The 20,070-nt window shown below is 61.5% G+C and carries 15 protein-coding genes, 1 tRNA gene and 1 pseudogene; 12 read left to right on the plus strand and 5 right to left on the minus strand.

Going from position 1 to position 20,070, the window contains the following annotated elements; genetic code table 11:
* The first annotated feature begins 1 nt into the window (after position 1).
* From H163_RS0120000 to H163_RS23825, 5 genes are all read left to right on the plus strand, one after another.
* Positions 2–469 carry a DUF983 domain-containing protein gene (locus H163_RS0120000; RefSeq protein WP_019966400.1) on the plus strand — a complete coding sequence of 156 codons (468 nt, stop codon included), beginning with the start codon at positions 2–4 and terminating at the stop codon, positions 467–469.
* A 15-nt stretch (positions 470–484) separates the two neighbouring features.
* The gene (locus H163_RS0120005) at positions 485–1,231 is read left to right on the plus strand and encodes an NUDIX hydrolase (RefSeq protein ID WP_019966401.1); all 747 of its coding nucleotides are present in this window, start codon (positions 485–487) and stop codon (positions 1,229–1,231) included.
* Positions 1,232–1,395: 164 nt separating this feature from the next.
* Complete coding sequence (rpmG, locus tag H163_RS0120010; protein WP_019966402.1) at positions 1,396–1,563, plus strand: 50S ribosomal protein L33; 168 nt, start codon at positions 1,396–1,398, stop codon at positions 1,561–1,563.
* 731 nt (positions 1,564–2,294) lie between these two features.
* Positions 2,295–2,684 (plus strand): NHLP leader peptide family RiPP precursor, encoded by a 390-nt coding sequence (locus H163_RS24720; RefSeq protein ID WP_019966403.1) that lies wholly within the window; start codon positions 2,295–2,297, stop codon positions 2,682–2,684.
* Between the two features lie 25 nt (positions 2,685–2,709).
* On the plus strand, positions 2,710–3,129 hold the full coding sequence (locus H163_RS23825) for an NHLP leader peptide family RiPP precursor (protein WP_019966404.1): 420 nt from the start codon (positions 2,710–2,712) through the stop codon (positions 3,127–3,129).
* Positions 3,130–3,179: 50 nt separating this feature from the next.
* On the opposite strand, the gene H163_RS0120025 is transcribed toward H163_RS23825, so the two are convergent.
* The 5 genes from H163_RS0120025 to H163_RS24980 form a co-directional block, all read right to left on the minus strand.
* Positions 3,180–3,680 (minus strand): hypothetical protein, encoded by a 501-nt coding sequence (locus H163_RS0120025; RefSeq protein WP_019966405.1) that lies wholly within the window; start codon positions 3,678–3,680, stop codon positions 3,180–3,182.
* Positions 3,681–3,845: 165 nt separating this feature from the next.
* The gene (locus H163_RS0120030) at positions 3,846–5,138 is read right to left on the minus strand and encodes an RsmB/NOP family class I SAM-dependent RNA methyltransferase (protein ID WP_026356104.1); all 1,293 of its coding nucleotides are present in this window, start codon (positions 5,136–5,138) and stop codon (positions 3,846–3,848) included.
* Positions 5,139–5,208: 70 nt separating this feature from the next.
* Positions 5,209–6,711 (minus strand): IMP dehydrogenase, encoded by a 1,503-nt coding sequence (guaB, locus tag H163_RS0120035; RefSeq protein ID WP_019966407.1) that lies wholly within the window; start codon positions 6,709–6,711, stop codon positions 5,209–5,211.
* A gap of 205 nt (positions 6,712–6,916) precedes the next feature.
* The gene (locus H163_RS0120040) at positions 6,917–7,663 is read right to left on the minus strand and encodes an RlmE family RNA methyltransferase (protein ID WP_019966408.1); all 747 of its coding nucleotides are present in this window, start codon (positions 7,661–7,663) and stop codon (positions 6,917–6,919) included.
* Complete coding sequence (locus H163_RS24980) at positions 7,660–9,252, minus strand: Ppx/GppA phosphatase family protein (protein WP_208975451.1); 1,593 nt, start codon at positions 9,250–9,252, stop codon at positions 7,660–7,662. Before H163_RS24980 ends, H163_RS0120040 begins: the two co-directional genes overlap by 4 nt.
* 774 nt (positions 9,253–10,026) lie before the next feature.
* On the opposite strand from H163_RS24980, the gene H163_RS0120050 reads away from it, so the two are divergent.
* From H163_RS0120050 to H163_RS0120075, 7 genes and pseudogenes are all read left to right on the plus strand, one after another.
* Positions 10,027–10,100: transfer RNA gene (locus H163_RS0120050), tRNA-Gln, on the plus strand.
* An 83-nt stretch (positions 10,101–10,183) separates the two neighbouring features.
* On the plus strand, positions 10,184–11,935 hold the full coding sequence (locus tag H163_RS24100; protein ID WP_081626067.1) for a site-specific integrase: 1,752 nt from the start codon (positions 10,184–10,186) through the stop codon (positions 11,933–11,935).
* 46 nt (positions 11,936–11,981) lie between these two features.
* On the plus strand, positions 11,982–12,263 hold the full coding sequence (locus H163_RS0120055) for a hypothetical protein (RefSeq protein WP_019966410.1): 282 nt from the start codon (positions 11,982–11,984) through the stop codon (positions 12,261–12,263).
* 921 nt (positions 12,264–13,184) lie between these two features.
* Positions 13,185–14,207: a winged helix-turn-helix transcriptional regulator gene (locus H163_RS0120060; RefSeq protein ID WP_019966411.1), complete on the plus strand. Its 1,023-nt coding sequence runs from the start codon at positions 13,185–13,187 to the stop codon at positions 14,205–14,207.
* A gap of 85 nt (positions 14,208–14,292) precedes the next feature.
* Positions 14,293–14,480 (plus strand): annotated as a pseudogene (locus tag H163_RS0120065) (transposase); the annotation flags it as partial.
* A gap of 116 nt (positions 14,481–14,596) precedes the next feature.
* Positions 14,597–19,504, plus strand: a complete 4,908-nt coding sequence (locus H163_RS0120070) for a DEAD/DEAH box helicase (RefSeq protein ID WP_019966413.1) — start codon at positions 14,597–14,599, stop codon at positions 19,502–19,504.
* A complete protein-coding gene (locus H163_RS0120075) occupies positions 19,504–19,881 on the plus strand; it encodes a hypothetical protein (protein WP_019966414.1) in 378 nt (125 codons plus the stop codon). The genes H163_RS0120070 and H163_RS0120075 overlap by 1 nt, the downstream gene beginning before the upstream one ends.
* Positions 19,882–20,070 lie beyond the last annotated feature (189 nt).

A 20,070-nucleotide genomic window follows, 5' to 3' on the forward strand; every position in this document is an offset into this window, starting at 1 on the left:
CATGGGCTTGCAGTATCTGACGGGGGAAGGCCCTGAGGAACCTGTTGCCGCGAAGCCGAAGCGCAACGTGGGCCAGTCGATCCTGCGCGGCTTTTCCTGCCGTTGCCCGGCCTGCGGCGAAGGAAAGATCTTCACCGGTTATCTGACTGTCAACCCGGCCTGTGCCGTGTGCGGTGAGGAGCTGCACCACCAGCGCGCCGATGACGCCCCGCCCTATTTCACCATCACCATCGTCGGCCACATCATCGTGCCGGCGATGATGGCGGTGGAATTTGCCTGGCGTCCGGCCGTGTGGATCCACATGACCCTGTGGCTGCCGCTGACGCTCATCCTTTCACTGGGCTTCCTGCGGCCGGTCAAAGGTGCTCTGATCGGGCTGCAATGGGCGCTCTACATGCATGGCTTCGACCCCGAATCCATCGAGGACCTGCCCGAACCGGATCCCGCTGCCAGCCACCGCAGCCCCTGAGAAGCCGAGCCTGACATGAGCGACGAAGGCCTTGCCGCCCTCCACAAGGAAGCCCAGAGCCACACGGGCCACGCCTATATCCGCCCCAAGGATGCCTCGACGCTGCTGATCCTTGACCGCAGCGGCAGCGCCTTGCGCGTGCTCATGGGCAAGCGCCACCAGCGCCACACCTTCATGCCAGGCAAGTTTGTCTTCCCCGGCGGCCGGGTGGACCCGGGCGATTCCCGTGTGGCTGTCTCTTCCAGCTATCATCCGGAAGTGGAGCGCAAGCTCGCCGTACTGCCAAAGGGCGGCAAGCTGACGCCCTCGCGCCTCAAGGCGCTTGCGGTGGCCGCCGTGCGCGAAACCTACGAGGAGGCCGGGCTCTTCATCGGCCGCCAGACTGGCCGCCTGTGGCCCGCAAAAGGCGATTTTCAGGCCTTCTCGGAGCGGGGCATCGAGCTTGACCTGTCGCCCGTGCGCATGGTCGCCCGCGCCATCACGCCGCCGGGCCGCTCACGCCGCTTCGACACGCGTTTTCTGGCCGTCTTTTCCGATGGAATCGCGGACCGCCTGCCGCAGGGCACAGGCCCTTCGGGGGAACTGGAAGACATTGCCTGGCTGACGCTGGAGGAAACCCGCGATGCGGATCTGCCCATCATCACCCAGAAGATTCTCTCAGACCTTGCCGAAAGGCTCGCGCATGACCCGGATCTGGCGCCGCAAACGCCGGTTCCGCTCTATTTTGCGCGTGGAAACGGCTTTGCCAGGGAGCTGATCTGAGCCATTGCCGGGGATTTTTGCGGGTAGCCCGCGCCAGAGCTTGACTTTGGCTGGCTTATGAGTAGTTTGCGCCCTGATTTCGTGACACCGCAGCGGACTCAAGGGGCGCCAGAGACTGGCCGCATTGAACGTTTGCCGGACTAACCAGAACAGGATCGAAGGCTATGGCCAAGGCGACCACCATCAAGATCAAGCTGCTTTCCACCGCTGACACCGGTTTCTTCTACGTGACCAAGAAGAACTCCCGCACCATGACTGAAAAGATGTCCATGCGGAAGTACGACCCGGTTGCCAAGAAGCACGTCGAATTCAAGGAAACCAAGATCAAGTAATCCGCGCTGCTCCGCATTGGCGGAGCCCCTGCCCGCGCCACGCCTGTGGCTGCATGCGGCAAAGCGGACAGATGATCTGTCTTCGGGAAACCTGCAAGGCCCTGCCTTGCGGGTTTCTTGCTGTTTGTCTCCACCCGCTTTCGTTTCACTCCGTCATGCCATGACTTGATCATGGCATCCATGCCCTGACCTTCCTGCACGGTCGCGTGTTGCGAAACACTCTGGCGGATTGCCTCCAGGAAAAGTCCACGGACTGGATGCCATGGCCGAGCCATGGCACGACGAAAAGGGAGGGCGCGGTGCATTGCTTCAAGAGGAACATCGGCAGGTGCGTTGACCGCCTTGGCAAGCATGGCCATGGAGGCTTCACCATCGCTATCCGCAAGGCACCGCCTCGCGGGTTTCTTGCTGTTCGCACGCTCTCTTCCGTCCTGCCATGACTTGATCATGGCATCCATGCCCTACCCTCACTGCACGGCGGCATGTTACTGAAAACTCTGGCGGATTGCCTCCAGGGGAAGTCCACGGAATGGATGCCATGGTCGAGCCATGGCATGACGAAAGGGGATGGCCCGGTGCATTGTAAACTGGGGGCTGGGGCGCGATCATGTGGCCCATGCCTTTGAAGGTCCGCCATCTCCACCCTGCCGGCACTTTCAAGGTCCATTTCCCCCGCTCGGGCGTTCTGCGGCTAGCTTGCCTTCATCAACAGAAGGCAAGGACCATCAGCCATGAGCGGAACCCCGGTTACCACCCGCATCGAACTTGAAGCCGCAATCCAGGCAAGAGCTGTAGAGGACAGCGCCTTCCGCGCCGCGCTGCTGGCCAACCCTGCCGCCGCACTGGAAGCTGCCTTCGGCATCGCCGCGCAACCGGGCGTCACCATCCGCGTCATCGAGGAGACACCGGGCGAAGTGGCGCTGGTGCTGCCAGCGGGTGCGGGTGAGCTTTCCGGCAAGGACCTGGAAGGTGTTTCCGGCGGATATGCCATGAGCACGCCGGTAAACGCGCAGGTGACCGATTCAGTCACGCAGGCCAACGTCAAGCACCCCGGCGACAGCAGCGGTGCCATGGGCTGGCCGTCGCTTCATACGGGCTGGTTCCCCTTCCGCCGCACCTGATCTCAGCCCCTGAAAGGACGTCATCATGACCCACACCATTCCCGCCCGCCTTGCCTGTGAAGCCCTGCTCCGCGAGAAGGCAGCTGGCGATGCGGAATTTCGTGCAAGGCTCGTCAGCAACCCGGCTGAGGCGGTGGCAGAGTCCTTCGGGCAGGCCCCCAAGGACAATCTGACCTTCCGCGTCATTGAAGAGGCTCCCGGCGAAGTGGTTCTGGTGCTGCCGCCCCTGCCCGGTGAACTGTCCGACGCACAGCTGGCAGCCGCGTCCGGCGGCTACACGGTCAACTTCAACAATTCGGGGGGCGGCAGTTCCGGCTTCTTCATCTTCCAGAAGGGTCCGCAGACCGGAAACAATACTCCCATCGCATGGGCCGTACAGCCCGCCTTTCCGGGATCAGGCTCATCCTTTGTCTGGGACATCAATTACGGCACATCCTGGTGGTGAGCCTTCCCGAGCGCGGCAGGATCATGTGCCGCGCTTCCGTCCTCTGCTGATCAGGGCGCACTGACCGCCTTTGCCAGCATGGCCATGGGCGCCTCGCCGCGGCTGGTGGCAAGGCCTGACAACGTATCGGCGCCCGTTGCTCCTGCGATACCAGCCGCCTCAAGCCTTGCGATCAGCGCGGCTTCCTCAAGGCCCAGAACCGGCGCAACAACCGACAGCGGTGCACTCTGGACCGCCTTCACCATCGCCATGGCCGGATTGCCGCTGCGGCCCGGCCCGCTCAGTGCTTCTGCCGCAAAGAACCCGCCGGCAGCAAGACTGCCCGCCAGCGCCAGCGGCATGGCGGCGCGGCGGAAATAGCCCAGCATCGGCTTCCAGTTGCGCCACAGATGCACGGCCACCGGCGCCAGCAGCACCATGGACAGAACTTCATGCATTTCGTGGAAGAGGCCGGACTGCCAGCCGAAGAAGAGAGCCACACCTGATATGGTGGAAACGAGGAACAACCCGGCCGTCAGCGGGGTTGCCCATCGGAAAAGAAGATCGCGCATGACTGGAAACCTTTGGCTATCGGGCAGCGCCTGATCGCTGCTGCCCTTGGCTCCCGATTCCATAGCACCGGCACCTGTCCGTGCGCGTATCCAATTGTAACGATACGTAATCAAAGGGATGCCGCCGCGAAGATCTCAACATCCGCGCGGCGGATCCTGTCAGGTTCAAGCCGTACGGCGCACCACGGAGACGAAGAAGCCATCCGTCGCGGTCGAGGCCGGGGTCAGAACCACATGCCCTTCCGGGGTGCTGTGGGCCGGCACGTCCTTGCCCGGCAGCGCGGCCTCGAAGGAGGCCACGGCAGAGCCGCGCGCAAAGCGGCTGTCACGCGCCAGAAAGGCCTCGATCTGGCCGCCGTTTTCCTGCGGCAGCAGCGAACAGGTGGCATAGACCAGCCGTCCGCCCGGCTTGACGAAGCGCGCCGCCGTATCCAGCACGCGGGCCTGATCTTCCATGCGCTCGCCAAGAGCCTTTTCGCTCAGGCGCCACTTGGAATCAGGCCGCCGCCGCCACACGCCCGTGCCGGTGCAAGGCGCATCGACGAAGACCAGATCCATCTGCCCTTCCAGATCCTCCAGCGAGGAGAACTTGGGATCACGCACCTGCACATTGCGCGCGCCCGCACGGGCGAGACGCTCGTGAATGGGGGCAAGGCGCAGCCGGTCTGCATCATAGGCGTAGATCTGACCGCGGTTTTCCATGAGGGCTGCGAGTGCAAGCGTCTTGCCGCCGCCACCAGCGCAAAGGTCCAGCACCTGTTCGCCAGGCTTCGGCGCTGCGATGAGCGCGGCCAGCTGGCTGGCCTCGTCCTGCAGCTCGAACCAGCCCTTGCGGTAGCCTTCTTCCGCCTGCACATGCGGCATGCGGGCAGCGCCAGGGCGCGGGGCGATGCGCAGGCCCTGCGGCGACAGGCCGGTTTCCACCGCACCCTCTTCGCCAAGGCGCTTGAGCACCTTTTCGCGTGTGGCCTTCAGCGTGTTGACGCGCAGATCGATCGGCGCACGGGCGGCCAGCGCCTGCCCTTCAGCAACAGCTGCCGCGCCAAAGGCAGCCGTGAACATCGGCCACAGCCATTCCGGCACATCGGCTGCAACATGGTCCGGCGCGGGCTCGTCCCGGTCCGTGGAGAGGAAGGCAATTTCCTCTTCGCTCAAGGCTTCGGGGGCATGGCGGTCATCGGCCAGCACTTCCGTGAGGCGCAGCACACCCTGGCCCCAGAGGCGGGCATAGGTTGCCAGCGCCAGCGCGCGCGGGCTGCCAGAGCGCATCTGCCAGCCGAGGCTGAGCTGATGGCGCAGGGCATCAAACACCAGATTGCCGATGATGGTGCGGTCGCCCGAACCGGCAAACCGGTGGGCATTGCCCCAGTCCTTCAGGGCCTCCTGCACCGGGCGGCGGTGGCTTTCCACCTCACCCAGCACCTCGATCGCCGCTGCAAGGCGTCCGCCGTCCTTCATCATGCTACTCCGGTTCCGTCATTGCGCACGGAAGGTCATGCTCCCGCGCGCAATGGTGTCATGTCAAATATCAGATATTGGTCGGATAGTTAGGGCTTTCGCGCGTGATCGTCACGTCATGGGCATGGCTCTCGCGCAGGCCTGCACCGGTGATGCGCACGAAGCGGGCCTTTTCCTGCAGCTCCGGGATCGTCTTGGCACCGACATAGCCCATGGCAGCGCGCAGGCCGCCGGCAAGCTGATGCAGCACGCTGGAGAGCGGGCCCTTGTAAGGCACCTGACCTTCAATGCCTTCCGGCACCAGCTTCAGCGTGTCGCGCACTTCCGCCTGGAAGTAACGGTCGGCCGAGCCGCGCGCCATGGCACCAACCGAGCCCATGCCACGGTAAGCCTTGTAGGAGCGGCCCTGATGCAGATAGACCTCGCCAGGGCTTTCCTCGGTGCCCGCCAGCAGCGAGCCGATCATGGCCGCCGATGCGCCGGCAGCGAGTGCCTTGGCCAGATCACCCGAATACTTGATGCCGCCGTCGGCGATGACCGGAACGCCCTGCTTGGTGGCTTCGTCGCAGGCCTCCAGAATGGCGGTCAGCTGCGGCATGCCAACACCGGCAACGATACGGGTGGTGCAGATGGAGCCCGGCCCGATGCCGACCTTCACCGCATCCGCACCAGCATCGATCAGCGCCTTGGTGCCGTCGCGGGTGGCGACGTTACCGGCGAGCACCTGAACGCCGTTGGACAGGGCCTTGACCTTGCTGACCATTTCCAGCACGCGGGCCGAATGGCCGTGGGCGGTGTCCACCACCACAAGATCGACGCCCGCATCGATCAGACGCTCGGCCCGCTGCATGCCTTCTTCGCCCACGCTGGTGGCGGCGGCAACGCGCAGGCGGCCCTGCTCGTCCTTGGTGGCATTGGGGTTGAGGTGGGCCTTTTCGATGTCCTTCACGGTGACAAGGCCGATGCAGTTATAGGCATCGTCCACCACCAGCAGCTTTTCGATGCGGTGCTGGTGCAGAAGGCGCTTGGCTTCTTCCTGGCTGACGGTATCGCGCACGGTGACGAGGTTTTCCCGCGTCATCAGCTCATAGACCTTCTGGCCCGGATTGGTGGCAAAACGCACATCGCGGTTGGTGAGCACGCCCACCAGACGGCCGGTGACCAGACCGCCGCTGCCACCGTTTTCCACCACCGGAATGCCGGAAATGCCATAGGCCTTCATCAGGTCCAGCGCATCCTTGAGGGTGGCGTCCGGGCCGATGACGACCGGGTTCACCACCATGCCGGATTCGAACTTCTTCACCTGGCGCACCTGCTCGGCCTGCTGGTCGAGGGTGAGGTTGCGGTGCACCACGCCGATGCCGCCGGCCTGGGCCATGGCGATGGCAAGGCGGGCTTCCGTCACCGTGTCCATGGCGGAGGACAGGATCGGCAGGTTCAGTTCAATCCCACGGGTGATGCGGGTGCGCACATCGGTCTGGCCCGGCATGACTTCCGAATGGCCCGGCATCAGCAGGACGTCATCAAAGGTCAGCGCATCAACGCCGGTGGTCGGAACGAAAAATGAAGCCATGGCCAATTCCCCTTGAGTTGAAATGCCGGAACCCGCCAGCCCTTGGGAAGGCGGCGGCGGCAGGATGCGCTTCGGCAATGCCGGAGAAGTTGGCGCGGGTGAATAACACGCAGGTGACAGGTTGGGAAGGGCAAACAAACAAGCTGTGACAAATGGATGATTTAAGCAGTCTTCCATTCGGCCACACCGCCGCCCTGCCCGGACCTCAGTCCTCCCCGTCTCCTTCTCCCTCAATCAGGCGCGGATCGCGGGAGGCGGCACGATTGCCCCGGAACCCCTTGGCGACCACGTAAAGCTCCGGACTTTCCTTGCGGCTGGCCGGCGGCTTGATGTGGGCGACGGAATCAAAGGACTTCTTCAGGTCGGTCAGCAGCTGATTCTCCGTGCCGCCCCGGAACACCTTGGCAAGGAAGGCCCCGCCCGGTGCCAGATTCGTCAGCGCAAAATCAATCGCCACCTCGAACAGATGCGTGGTGCGCAGATGGTCGGTCTTGCGGTGGCCCGTGGTGGGCGCCGCCATGTCCGACAGCACCAGATCCGGCTTGTGCCCGCCAAGGGCGGCAATCAGCGCGTCCGGGGCATCCTCATCCAGAAAATCCTTCTTGAGCAGCACGACGCCCGGCAGGTGGTCCATGTCGAGATAATCGATGCCGACGACCAGCGGCTCTTCCGGCGTGGACTTGACCACATCGGCCAGCACCTGACACCAGCCGCCGGGTGCGGCGCCCAGGTCGACGACGCGCAGGCCCGGCCGCAGCAGGTTCAGCTTCTCGTCGATTTCCAGCAGCTTGTAGGCCGCCCGCGACCGGTAGCCGTCGATCTTGGACCGGCGGACATAGGGGTCATTGAGGTGGCGCTCCAGCCAGCGCGTGGAGGATTCCTTGCGCTTGGCCGCCGTCTTCACCCGCACATGCAGGCCGCGATCACCCGCTCCGCGCTTGCCGCCTGTCATGATCTTCCTTTCTGGCCCTTGTGGCCGCGTCCGCCGCGGGACCATACGCCATCCGCAGCCATCAGTTCGGTCAGAATACCCTCGCGCAGGCCCCGGTCGGCGACGCGCAGGCGCGCACAGGTCCAGCGGCGGCGGATGGCTTCCAGGATGGCGCAGCCCGCCAGCACAAGATCGGCCCTGTCCGCACCGATGCAAGGATTTTCCACCCGCTCCCGGTAGGACATGTCGCGCAGCTTGGCAACCATGGCCGACACATCCTCATCCGCCAGCCAGGCGCCATCCACCCGGCGCCGGTCATAACGGCGCAGGCCGAAATGCACGCCCGCCAGCGTCGTCACCGTGCCGGAGGTGCCCAGCATGTGCATGTTGCTGGAGGCCATCGCCTCGCTGAGCCCGGCGCCAAGCGCCGATCCATCGAGGTGGCTGCTGACATCATCGATCATCGCCTCGAAGACCTCATGGCTCACATCCATGCCGCCATGGCGCTCCGCCAGATTGACGACCCCGACCGGCAGCGACACCCAGGCGCGGATGAAGCGCGTCAGTGCATAGCCGCGCGCCCCGCCCCGGTTGCGCAGATCCAGCCAGACGATCTCCGACGAGCCGCCGCCGATATCGAACAGCAGCACGCCGTCCGCCAACCGGTCCACCAGCGAAGCACAGCCCGCAACCGCAAGCCGGGCTTCCGTTTCCCGGTTGACGATTTCCAGCGCCAGCCCCGTTTCCCGCTGCACGCGGGCGATGAACTCCTCGCCATTTTCCGCCGCGCGGCAGGCTTCCGTCGCAATCAGGCGCGAGCGGCGCACGCCGCGCTCGGCCAGCTTGCGGTGGCAGCTGTCCAGCGCCTCGATGGCGCGCTCCATGGCCGCCTCGCTGAGGCGGCGGCTGGCGCCCACCCCCTCGCCCAGACGCACGATGCGCGAATAGGCATCGACGACGCGAAAGCCCCGTTCGTCCGGTTTGGCAATCAGCAGGCGGCAGTTGTTGGTGCCAAGGTCAAGCGCCGCATAAAGGTCGCCGTCCGCGTCGCCGGAGCGCCCTGCCTCATGGCCGGAGCGGCGCACCTGCGGCATGTCATGGCCGGGCTGCGGGTGCGGCTTTTGGCGCGGCTCCACAGCCTGCCGGGCGGCATTGTGAGCAGCCGGGTGAGCAGCCGACTCCCCGCCAGCCTGATCGGACCCCGAAGCCCCGCGCGGGGCCGGATGGGCGGATGCAGAATGCGCGCCGCGCGCAACACCGCGTCCGCGCCGCCGCCTGCGGCCACGCCCGCCTGCCCCGTCCGCCTCTGAGCCGGAATGGGCTGCCAGCCCCGCTGCAAGATGACCCGCCTCGTTTCTGGCCCCGGGACCAGCAGACTGCGGCTGATGGGAGAGCTGGCCTGAAGAGCCCCCGGAAGACGCACCTGGGGACGCACCAGCGCTCCGCCCCTTGAAACCGGGGCGCCCGCCACGGGCATGCCGCGGCTGGTTACCAGAAGCAGAACCGGAACCGGAACCGGAACCCGAACCAGAAGCAGAACCGGAGCCTGTTTGCCCGTTCCGCCCGCCATGACCAGCCCCCGCCTGCCCGCCCTGCGGACCGGAAGCCATGGAGCCCGCAGCTCTGGAACTGGCGGCTTGCTCTGCGCCGCCGGCGGCAGGACCATCCTCGCCCTGAAGGCAGGCGCGCCGCTCTGCGCGGTTGGGCCGCTGATCGGCGCGCGGACGGCGCCTGTGCTTTTTCTTTGCCGGACGCGGCCCCGAAGACGTTTCCGCCTGCGGTCCGGGCGCAACTGGCCCGTTCTCGATTCGCTTCTGGGCGCCGCCCCTGCCCTTGGAACGGCGCTTCTTGCGCGGGCCCTTGCCGGACCGCGCATCCTGAACCGAAGCCGCACCAGCCTGCCGCTCCCGTGCCGGGGCAGCCTCCTGACCGTGCTCTTCCACCTGAATGCCCTTCTGCGCCGGCGCCGGTCACCCAGGAGGAGCCCTCGAGAGGACAGCGCGCGCAACAAGATAATGTTGGGCAAAGTGTATCAGCTTGCCCGCCGCAGCGCAAAGGCGGCAAAGCGCAAGAGGCAGGAAAGACGCAACGACAGATGAGCCTCCCCTCAAAACCGGCCGGCAAAACCCGGACGAAGCATCCGCAGGGCGGGCAGCCACCGGCTGGTCATGGCGGCGGATATGGCACCGCAAAAACAGAACAGATTCCGGGTACCTGGTTTGCGGGCCGGTTTCCGCCATTTTTCCAAGCGCTTGAGATCATTCATCCACAGGCGCATAGCCGTTTCATTTTTTTGCTGCTCCCCAGTTGATCCCCCGCCCCCAAGCCGCTATAAGCCCCCTCATCGCAGCGCCACCAAGCGCCGCCCGCCAAAAGGCGTCTACTGGGGAATAGGTTAACGGTAGACCCACGGACTCTGACTCCGTTAGTCCTGGTTCGAATCCAGGTTCCCCAGCCAAAACTTTCAAATATTTCAATGATTTAGCATGCATTCGCCTGCTTCGGGAATCCCCCCACGCAGTACCCCCACAAGGGTGGCTGATGCCTGACTATTTCTTCCGGGAAGGTTCCGGCTTTTCATTTCGCAGAAGGGTTCCAGAGCGACTGCAACCGCGAATTGGTCTTAAGGAAATTTACCGCAGCTTAAAAACTTCCGTGCGTAGTGAAGCACGAAGGCGAGCCGCGGCTCTTTTCCTTGTGTCTGAAAGGCTTTTCGAGTTGTCCGAGTACGAGATCCTCTCCGATGAGGAAGTCAGAGCGTGTGCCAGACGTTGGCTCAATATGCCCGGATGGCGAAAGATTATCGCGGCCAACATCGATGGAATGACACCCGCGGAGTTGCGTTACGATGGCGACGACGTCCCCGATCGATTGCTAACCGGGTGGCTAGACGAACGCTGGACCCCGGAACAGGAGCGACAAGAGCAAGCCTACTCCGCTCTTTTATCCGCAGGGTATCAGGGGCCATTTGAACGAAAGACAATAGATCGCACGCTTGACGAACTGCTCTCCCTCCTCGCTGAACGAGTGGAAAAGCGAAAGCAACTGGTGTTCCGTCCAGAGGAAATAATTGCATCGCCTTCCCCCTCCGTGCCGGGGCATGCAGCCAGTCAATCGACCACCCCATTGATCACGCCCGAGGTCCATAAGCATGCAGCCGAATGGCAAGACGCTCTGACCGGCGGATGGGGCGATAGGAAAGCAATCAGTTCTCATTCAGCCCGGCAGTATGGTGTCGCCGTGCGTCTCTTCATCGAGATTATCGGCAACAAACCCGTCGGAGCAGTTTCTCGAGAGGACGCAGGTATATTCCGTTCGCAACTCCTTCGACTGCCTTCAACACATGGCAAAGGACGAGCTGTCCATGCCCTTAAAGCAATCGAGCAGGCCGAAAGAGCTGGCGCGGAACGGGCAACGATGAAAACCGTCAAACGCCACATGACGGCGATGAATGGCTATTGGGCGTGGCTGACGCACCAAGGCCACCTTCCTTACGGTGAAAGTCCATTTTCCGGACATGCATTTCCCGGAACGAAATCAAGTAGCAGAGACAGGGACGACTGGTCAGCGGAAGGGCTGGAGCTGCTCTTCAATTCGGGTGACTACCGAACAGCACCAGCAGACAGCGCGTTGCATTGGCTTCCTTTGATTTCCTTGCATTCAGGCATGAGATTGGAGGAAATCTGCCGCCTACGCCCCGCCCATGATATTGCTTCGCTGAATGGCATCCCTTGTTTCATCATCCAGCCGCATCCGGACGACGGCTGGGATCCGAAGACAGAAGCCGGCGAGCGCAAAATTCCGGTCCATTCATGGCTTATTGAACACGGTCTTATGAACCTTGTCGAAAAGCGCCGTCAGGAGGTCTCAACCAGACTTTTTCCCGGCATGGTACCGAACAGAGACAATAAGCTCAGTGCTGAATTCAGCCGTGAGTTTTCTCGACTGAAAACCGGCCTGGGTTTCGGTCGGAAAGTCGTTTTTCACTCCTTCCGGCATACTTTCAAAACCGTTCTGGAGTCTACCAATTATCAGGAACGCCACATTAATTCAGTTATGGGCCACGAGGGGCTTCGCGGGGAAGGAGCGACTTATGTAAAACGGGTGTTGGTGTCTAAATTAAAGGAAATCGTGGAGGCCTTCGAATGCCCCCTGCCCCTAGACTTTCTGCCTCACCCCAACCTGGAAACCGACACGTTAAACCCAACCCCAACACGGTTCGGATCGCGTCGCGGAAAAAGACCCGTCCGAATTCGTGACTCACGGAAAGATGTAGCTCGTGAGAAAAACTAAGTTGCCAAGAACCCGTCCGGGTCCCAAACCTCTCGATGGGGTCGCAATGAGCGCGGCCTCGCGACAGCGGCGAGCCCGGGAAAGACGCGAAAGACACGCATCCTCATATCAGGCAGAAGCGATTGCATTTTCAGACCTCGTCGACGACATTCTCGGCACTCTTGAACAATTTCTCGAAAACGTCTCGACAGATGCGACGGCCGACCGGGAAGACATCATCCGGACACTTTCCGTCATCGTGAATGACAACAGGAAAACGCAGAAGGGCGTCGACAAGCTCTTTACCGAGATTCGGGGGGAAATCGAGGATCGGCTGTCTGTACGGTGAGAAGTCCGTCCGGATCGCCGCAGGGAAAGCGGCCTCGAATTCGTGACTAACGTAACCGGTGTTCTGGTCCCACGTTGCTCGTTGCCGCCTGATCTGTGTGAACCGCGCCGGCGGGCATCTTTTTCGTGACTCACGAAAAAGGAGAGGCCGCTATGTCCGACACGACACCTGCACCCGCGCGACGTGGCCGACACCCGGTCGGAAGCCGTCCAATGACATCGGCAGAACGACAGACTCGACGACGCCGCCGGGTAGCCGAAGCGCCCCAGCGGTTGAAGGCTGCGCAACCACTGTTGCATAAATTCCATCAGATGCTTGAAATCATGGATCGGCTCGTTCGTCATGAAGTTCCGGATCCTGCATGAACCGTACCGCATGGTACGCATTGACGGCTTTTCCGCCGACAGTCAGCCTGAATAGATAAACCCCAGATCTACGCGGCGGGAACCGCTCCTTGGGGTGTATCTAATGGACGGTTTTCATGGTCGGATTGCTTCCCATCGCAGTCAACCGCTGGTCGGTTGATACTTGAGCCCCGGGCTCGGATACGCCCCTTCCGAGCCAACGCCAAAGAATACCCCCTCAGTCAAAAATGTTGACGAACCCGCGTCAGTCCTGAGTTTTGAGACCGCATGGACCGAAGCGCAGTGGCTCCGGGAACTCCGGGCTGAATGCAAGTCCTCGAGGCGAACCTCTGGACCTGTTGACCAATTCTACATCGACCGGGCAACCAGCCGGCGCGATGCGGTGCGACGCCGGCTGAATGAGGGTTTTTGTTGCTTCGGTGAGACCATCGGCGGCCGATATCGAACGCCTTTTGTTGAACACGGCCTTCGGTCCGACGAGCACCACGTCCTGCGCCGACTGGTACACCTGTCGCCCCGGACCTCACGGCTCCAGTCCGGCCGGGACAAAGCCGTCATGTCGAGCACCGACGCCAAAGTGCTTGCGCTGGACGAGCCTTGGCTCGTCCTCAATAGCAAAGTGCGGGGCGTATTCCGGATTGACCTGGATCTCACATTCCGGAGTTGGGATACGCTCCGGTACGAAATCGAGCAGTTGTCTTTACCGTGCCTGCCGCATGTCGTTGTCGGACACGAACTCCCGGATGGGGCGATCGAGCGGCCTCATTTGCTCTTCCTTCTGCCTTTCGGATCCGAGGTCTGGTTTGATCCGCAGGACGCCCGTTGTCGACGAGACATTATGAGCCTTTGGCGGGGCGTACATGCCGGCATCACCAAAGCGTTTTTGTCCCTCGGGGCCGATCCAGGTGCGCTCGCCAATCCGATGCGCATCAAGAATCCAATGAGCCCGTTTTGGAAGTTTCAGATCTGGAACGAAAGCGAGTTTCCGGATCTGTCAGAGTGGGCGGGTTGGGTCGATACATCCACATCCCGGGACGCGATGATACGGGAAAGCGCAGAGAAGCTCTCCAAGCTCGACAAGACTGCTTCCAACTCTCTTTTCACGACCCTTCAGCGTCGTGCATTTGATATATTACGGGAAATGCGGAATGCGAATGACCCCGTTTACACCGAAACCATCTCCAGCGGGGATCGTGACAAGCTGGCTGAAACTTTGTTCGATCGCCTTGTTCCGGAAGCCGTTGCCATGGCGTCGAACCCACGGCAGGCAATGGCGATTCTCTACCGGGTGACGCCGTTCGCAGCGGAGCGATGGGACCCGGCACGAGCCTCCCACGATGGTCGGAAAGATCGGGGTGCCTGTGCGGCCGAGGTTGAAGGTCTCGATCTTCACGAACGTCATGCGGTCGGAGGCCGGTACGGTGCAGCAGAACGGGCGCGGAAGTCGGTTCAAACGATCCGGGAGGCAATCGCGGCGTTGCATGCTGAAGGCCGGAAAATTTCGAAATCCGAAATTTCCCGGCGGACAGGCCTGTCACGCCCCACCGTTCACGCTCATTGGAACGACGCCAATTCTTGAATTGCGTAGGTTGCTCCGACCGACACCCTGAAAAGTGTAAAGATCAGTGTATAGAAAAAAAGCCAGACCATGCGGCGCTCGCACCAGAAAGGAGCCAATTCCCTGCAACTTCCAGGCTTACAAAGACAGGAACCGGATCGAGGCATGTTCAACAAGGTCAAACAGTTCCGTCGGATAGCCACCAGCTATGACAAGACCAAGGCCTCCTTCGCTGCGTTCCTCAATCTCGCAGCCGCATTCCTATGGCTACGCGACTTTGTCAACAGAGCCTAGATGACATGCCCCACATCACCTATCCGGCATCACATAATTGGGCTTAACCGGGAAAATTCCGGTCGCACATGGCACAATTCGCCGCTAAGTTGATGAAAAGACAGTCAGGGGTGCTCATGACGGCCATCGACCGAATCCTTCAATCATACCGCGATGCCGCCGTCACCGAGCGCGAGAAAGGCACCTACTTTGAGCGTCTAGCCCTCGCCTTCTTCCAGAACGATCCAGTGCAATCAGAAGAGTACGAAGCTGTATGGACTTGGTCGGAATGGGCGAAGGCCAACGGCCGCGATGGCAAAGATGTCGGCATCGATCTGGTTGCAAAGTTGCGCAACGAGGATGGGTTCGCCGCGATTCAAGCCAAGTTCTACGCAGCTGACACGCGAATCCAGAAAGCGCACATCGACAGCTTTATCTCCGCTTCTGGCAAGGAGCCGTTTCGCAGACGGGTTGTCCTAGACACGACCGAAAAGGAATGGGGCGCCAATGCCGAGGAGATGATCCGGGACCAGACAATCCCGGTGGTGCGCATCGCCCTGACAGACCTGCGTGAAAGCCGGATCGACTGGACGATCTTCGAAGCGCGCGGCGAAATCGTGCTCAGCGCCAAGAAGTCCCTGCTGGACCACCAGAAGGATGCGCTGGCAGACGTCAGCAAAGGCCTCGCTGCGGCCGACCGCGGAAAGATGATCATGGCCTGCGGCACGGGCAAGACCTTCACGTCGCTGAAGATCGCTGAAGCCATCGCAGGAAAGGGCAAGCGCGTCCTGTTCATGGTCCCTTCTCTGGCACTGATGTCACAGACCGTTCGGGAATGGACCAACGACACCGAGACGCCTATTCGCGCTTTTGCGGTCTGTTCCGATGCCCATGTCGGCAAGCGGCGCAAGAACTCGGATGACATTGCCGAAATCGAAATCCACGATCTGGCGTTTCCTGCCACTACGGATCCGGTCAAGGTTGCCGAAAAAGCGGGCGACGACGACGCGGAGCGGATGACGGTCATCTTCTCGACCTACCAGTCCATCGTCACCTTGACCCGCGCGCAGGAAGCGGGACTGCCCGAGTTCGATTTGATCATCTGCGATGAGGCGCACCGCACCACGGGTGCCACCCTCGATGGCGAGGAAGAGTCCAACTTCGTCAAGATCCACAGCAATGACCATGTCAAAGGCCGCAAGCGTCTGTACATGACAGCGACGCCTCGGATCTTCGGCGACAACGTTCGCAGCAAGGCAGACGAGGTCGGCGCCGAACTGGCCTCGATGGATAACCCGGCCCTGTTTGGCGAGACGCTATTCTATCGGGGCTTCGGCTGGGCAGTGCAAAACGGCCTACTGGCTGACTACAAGGTCATCGTACTGGCGATGGACGAGGGCCTGGTCAGCACAGCCGTTCAGAAACGGCTCGGTGATGCGGGCAGCGAACTGGTCTTGGACGACGCGACCAAGATCATCGGCTGCTACAAAGCCCTGACCAAAATCGACCTGAAGGCTGACGTCTCGGCCGATCCGCACCCAATGCGGCGCGCGCTGGCATTCGCCAAGGACATCCGCAGTTCCAAGCTGATCCGCGACGAATTCACCGCCGTGGTCGATGAATATCTCGGCCAGGACAGCCTGATCGACGACGACACCCCCTCTGACCACCTCCAATGCCAGATCGAACACGTCGACGGCACCTTCAATGCCAAAACGCGCGGCGCACTGCTGGATTGGCTGAAGGCCGATGCCGGCGACAATGTCTGCCGCATCCTGACCAACGCCCGCTGCCTGTCCGAGGGTGTGGATGTCCCCGCGCTCGACGCGATCATGTTCCTGCATCCGCGCAAGAGCCAGATCGACGTGGTGCAATCGGTCGGCCGCGTCATGCGCCGGGCAGAAGGCAAGAAGATGGGCTATGTCATCCTGCCAGTAGGCGTCCCCGCCGGCGTCCCGCCCGAACAGGCGCTTAATGACAATGAACGCTACCGCGTTGTCTGGCAGATCCTGAACGCGCTGCGCGCCCATGACGAACGCTTCGACAGCACCATCAACAAGGCTTCCCTTGGGCAGGACATCTCGGACCAGGTCGAGATCGTGGGCGTTAGCGCCGATACCGAAGAACTCCGCTCAGTCACCGCCGTGGTGGAAAACCTGCCCTCCAAGACCAAAGCTGCCAGTTCCAGCATCGGCAAAGGCAGCGGCGACACCGGCGACGATGTGATCGAAGGCCCCACCCAGACCGAGATGACCTTCTCCATCGACGAATTCTCGCGCGCCATCATGGCCAAGATCGTCAAGAAATGCGGCACCCGCGACTATTGGGAGGACTGGTCGGCCTCCATCGCCGAAATCGCCAAGAACCACATCACCCGCCTGACCGGCCTGCTGAAAGACCCCGACAGCGACGCTCGCCGCGCCTTTGACGATTTCCTGGCCGAATTGCGCGACGACCTGAACGACACCATCTCCGAAGGCGACGCCATCGAGATGCTGGCCCAGCACATCATCACCCGGCCTGTGTTCGAAACCCTGTTCGAAGGCCACAAGTTCACCGCCGAAAACCCCGTCTCGCGCGCCATGCAGCGCGTGCTGGATGTGCTGAACGAGGCCAACCTCGACAAGGAATCAAAGGACCTTGAGAAATTCTACGCCAGCGTGCGGATGCGTTCAGAGGGCATCACAAACCCGGCGGCCAAGCAGAACCTGATCAAGGAGCTTTACGAGAAGTTCTTCAAAAAGGCCTTCACGCGAACCACGGACAAGTTCGGCATCGTCTACACTCCGCCCGAGATCGTCGATTTCATCATCCATTCGGTCAACGATGTGCTGCAAACCGAATTTGGCCAGACGCTTGGGTCCGAGGGCGTGCATATCATGGACCCGTTCACCGGCACGGGCACCTTCATCACGCGGCTTTTGCAATCCGGTCTGATCGCACCCGAGGAGATGGAGCATAAATTCCGCCACGAGATCCACGCCAACGAGATCGTTTTGCTGGCCTATTACATCGCCGCGATCAACATCGAGGCGGTCTATCACGGGCTGCAGGGCGGGGATTATGTGCCGTTCGAGGGCATCTGCCTGACCGACACCTTCCAGATGTATGAAAGCGACGATCTGATCTCGCATTACATGCCCGACAACTCGGAGCGGCGCAAACGGCAGAAGGCGACCGATATCCGCGTGATCCTTGGCAATCCGCCCTATTCCAAAGGGCAGGACAGCGCGAATGACGACAACGCCAATGTGGACTACCCCACGCTGGATGGCCGCATCCGCGATACCTATGCCGCGCTGACCGAGGCGCAGAACAAGAACGGCCTGTATAACAGCTATCTGCGTGCCTTCCGCTGGGCCAGTGACCGGATCGGCGATGACGGTGGCGTCGTGGCCTTTGTGACCAATGGCGGGTGGCTGGATGGGAACGCCACTACCGGCGTGCGCAAGAGCTTTGGCAACGAATTTTCAGACCTCTACATCTTCAATTTGCGGGGGGATGCACATCTGACGGGCGAACGCCGCCGTAAGGAAAAGGGCAACGTCTTTGGTGCGGGCACCCGCACCCCTGTTGCGATTTCTGTTCTGGTCCGCAGTCCCGAGGCCGCGCATCGCGGTCGCATCCATTACCGCGACATTGGCGACTACCTTGAAGAAAAGGAAAAGCTGGCGATCATCCGCGACTTCGGCTCGACGCGCGGCATTGCCGAGGCCGATGGCTGGACCCAGATCGAGCCCGACGAACACGGGGACTGGCTGAACCAGCGGGATGCGTCTTTCGATCAGTTCGTCAAGATCGGTGACAAGAAGGACAAGACCACTGAGACGCTATTCGAGACATATTCTCGGGGCGTGGCGACGGGGCGTGACGCATGGTGCTACAACCGTTCTCGCGCTGGCATCGAAGCGAACATCACATCGCTGGTCGACACCTACAATGATGAGCTGGCCAAGTCACGGCAGGCGCAGGATGCAGGCCAGCCAGCGCCGAAACTGTTGGGTGATCCGAGGCAGGTCAGTTGGACGCGGGCGCTGTTGGCGGATCATGGCCGTGGCAAGCCCTTGTCGATTGAAGACGGCCAGTTTGTGCCATCGATCTATCGTCCGTTCGGAAAGGAATGGTTGTATTTCAGCCGCCGCCTGAACGAGATGGTTTATCAGATCCCGCGCCTATTTCCCGATGCCGACAGCCCCAACCGCGTGATCGCCATGTCGAGCCCCGGCGCGCGCGGATCGGTTTCGGCGCTGATGACGGATTGCATCCCAAGCCTTCACGCAGCCGATATGAGCGGATCGCAATGCTTCCCGCTCTACATCTACGACGATGCCGACACCGGCGCGGATGATCTGTTTTCGGGCGCGGATCAGGCCGCCCGCCGTGATGGCATCACCGACGCAGGCCTGCGCCATTTCCAAGTGGCCTATCCGGACCATCCGATCACGCGCGAGGACATCTTCTATTACACTTATGGCCTGCTGCACTCCGAAGACTATCGCGCCCGCTACGCCGATAACCTGACCAAAGAACTGCCGCGCATCCCATGCGTGAAAAAAATCGAGGATTTCCGCGCCTTTGCGCAGGCGGGCCGCGATCTGGCCGATCTGCATGTGGGCTATGAGACGGTCGAACCCTATCCCGTCACCTTCAAGCAGGGCCATCCCGACACATGGGTCATCGACGACCCGCAGGCTTTCTACCGCGTGACCAAGATGAAGCACGCGGGCAAGCGCCCGAACCTCGATAAATCGACGGTGATCTACAACGCCAACATCACAATGCAGGATATCCCGCTGGCGGCCTATGACTATGTCGTTAACGGCAAGCCCGCGCTGGAATGGGTGATGGAACGGCAGGCTGTGCTGAAAGACGCTTACAATCCCAAGACAAAGAAGGGCAGCGACATCGTCAACGACGCTAACCGCTACGCAATTGAGACCATGAACAACCCGGCATACCCGCTGGAACTGTTCCAACGCGTCATCACGGTCAGCCTGCGAACCATGGAAATCGTGCGAGGCCTGCCGAAGCTGGAGGTGATGTGATGCGGCTGCCGATCTTGGTGCTGGCCCTCACCCTCGCCTCGCCTGCGCTGGGCCAGAACTTTTCCTGCCGGATCGGCACGCAACCAGCCTGCCTCGACTATGGCGACAAGGTTTGTTCCAGCCGCGGAATGTGCGTTGATAGAAACTCAGCCTGCTTCGACCAGAACCAGTGCAACTACGAGGGTTTCACCTGCAAGTCCAACGTGACCAAGTGCGTAGAAGCACATGACGCCTTGCTTCGGAAGCACAACGATTTGGTCGACGATTTCAACAAAAACCTGAAGATCGCGAAGGAAATGGCATCACGTCTGGACGAGATAGAAAGCTGCCTGATTTATGCAAGCACCCTAGAGGAAGCGAGGCTCTGTGCGCCATAAGCTTTGCCGAAGCGCAATTGTAACGCCTATTTTAGAACGCATGATATTTCCCCAAAACGAGATAGTCATCAAAAGGATCAGAGCTGGCTCGGGGAATCTGGACATTGGCGATAAGTGGGTTTTCTGCCTGAATGCGGCATGATGCCGTGAACAGGAAAGACCATGACGAGACGACCGCGCCGGAACCAC

This window comes from Pannonibacter phragmitetus DSM 14782, assembly GCF_000382365.1.
GTDB classification, from domain to species: Bacteria; Pseudomonadota; Alphaproteobacteria; order Rhizobiales; family Stappiaceae; genus Pannonibacter; species Pannonibacter phragmitetus.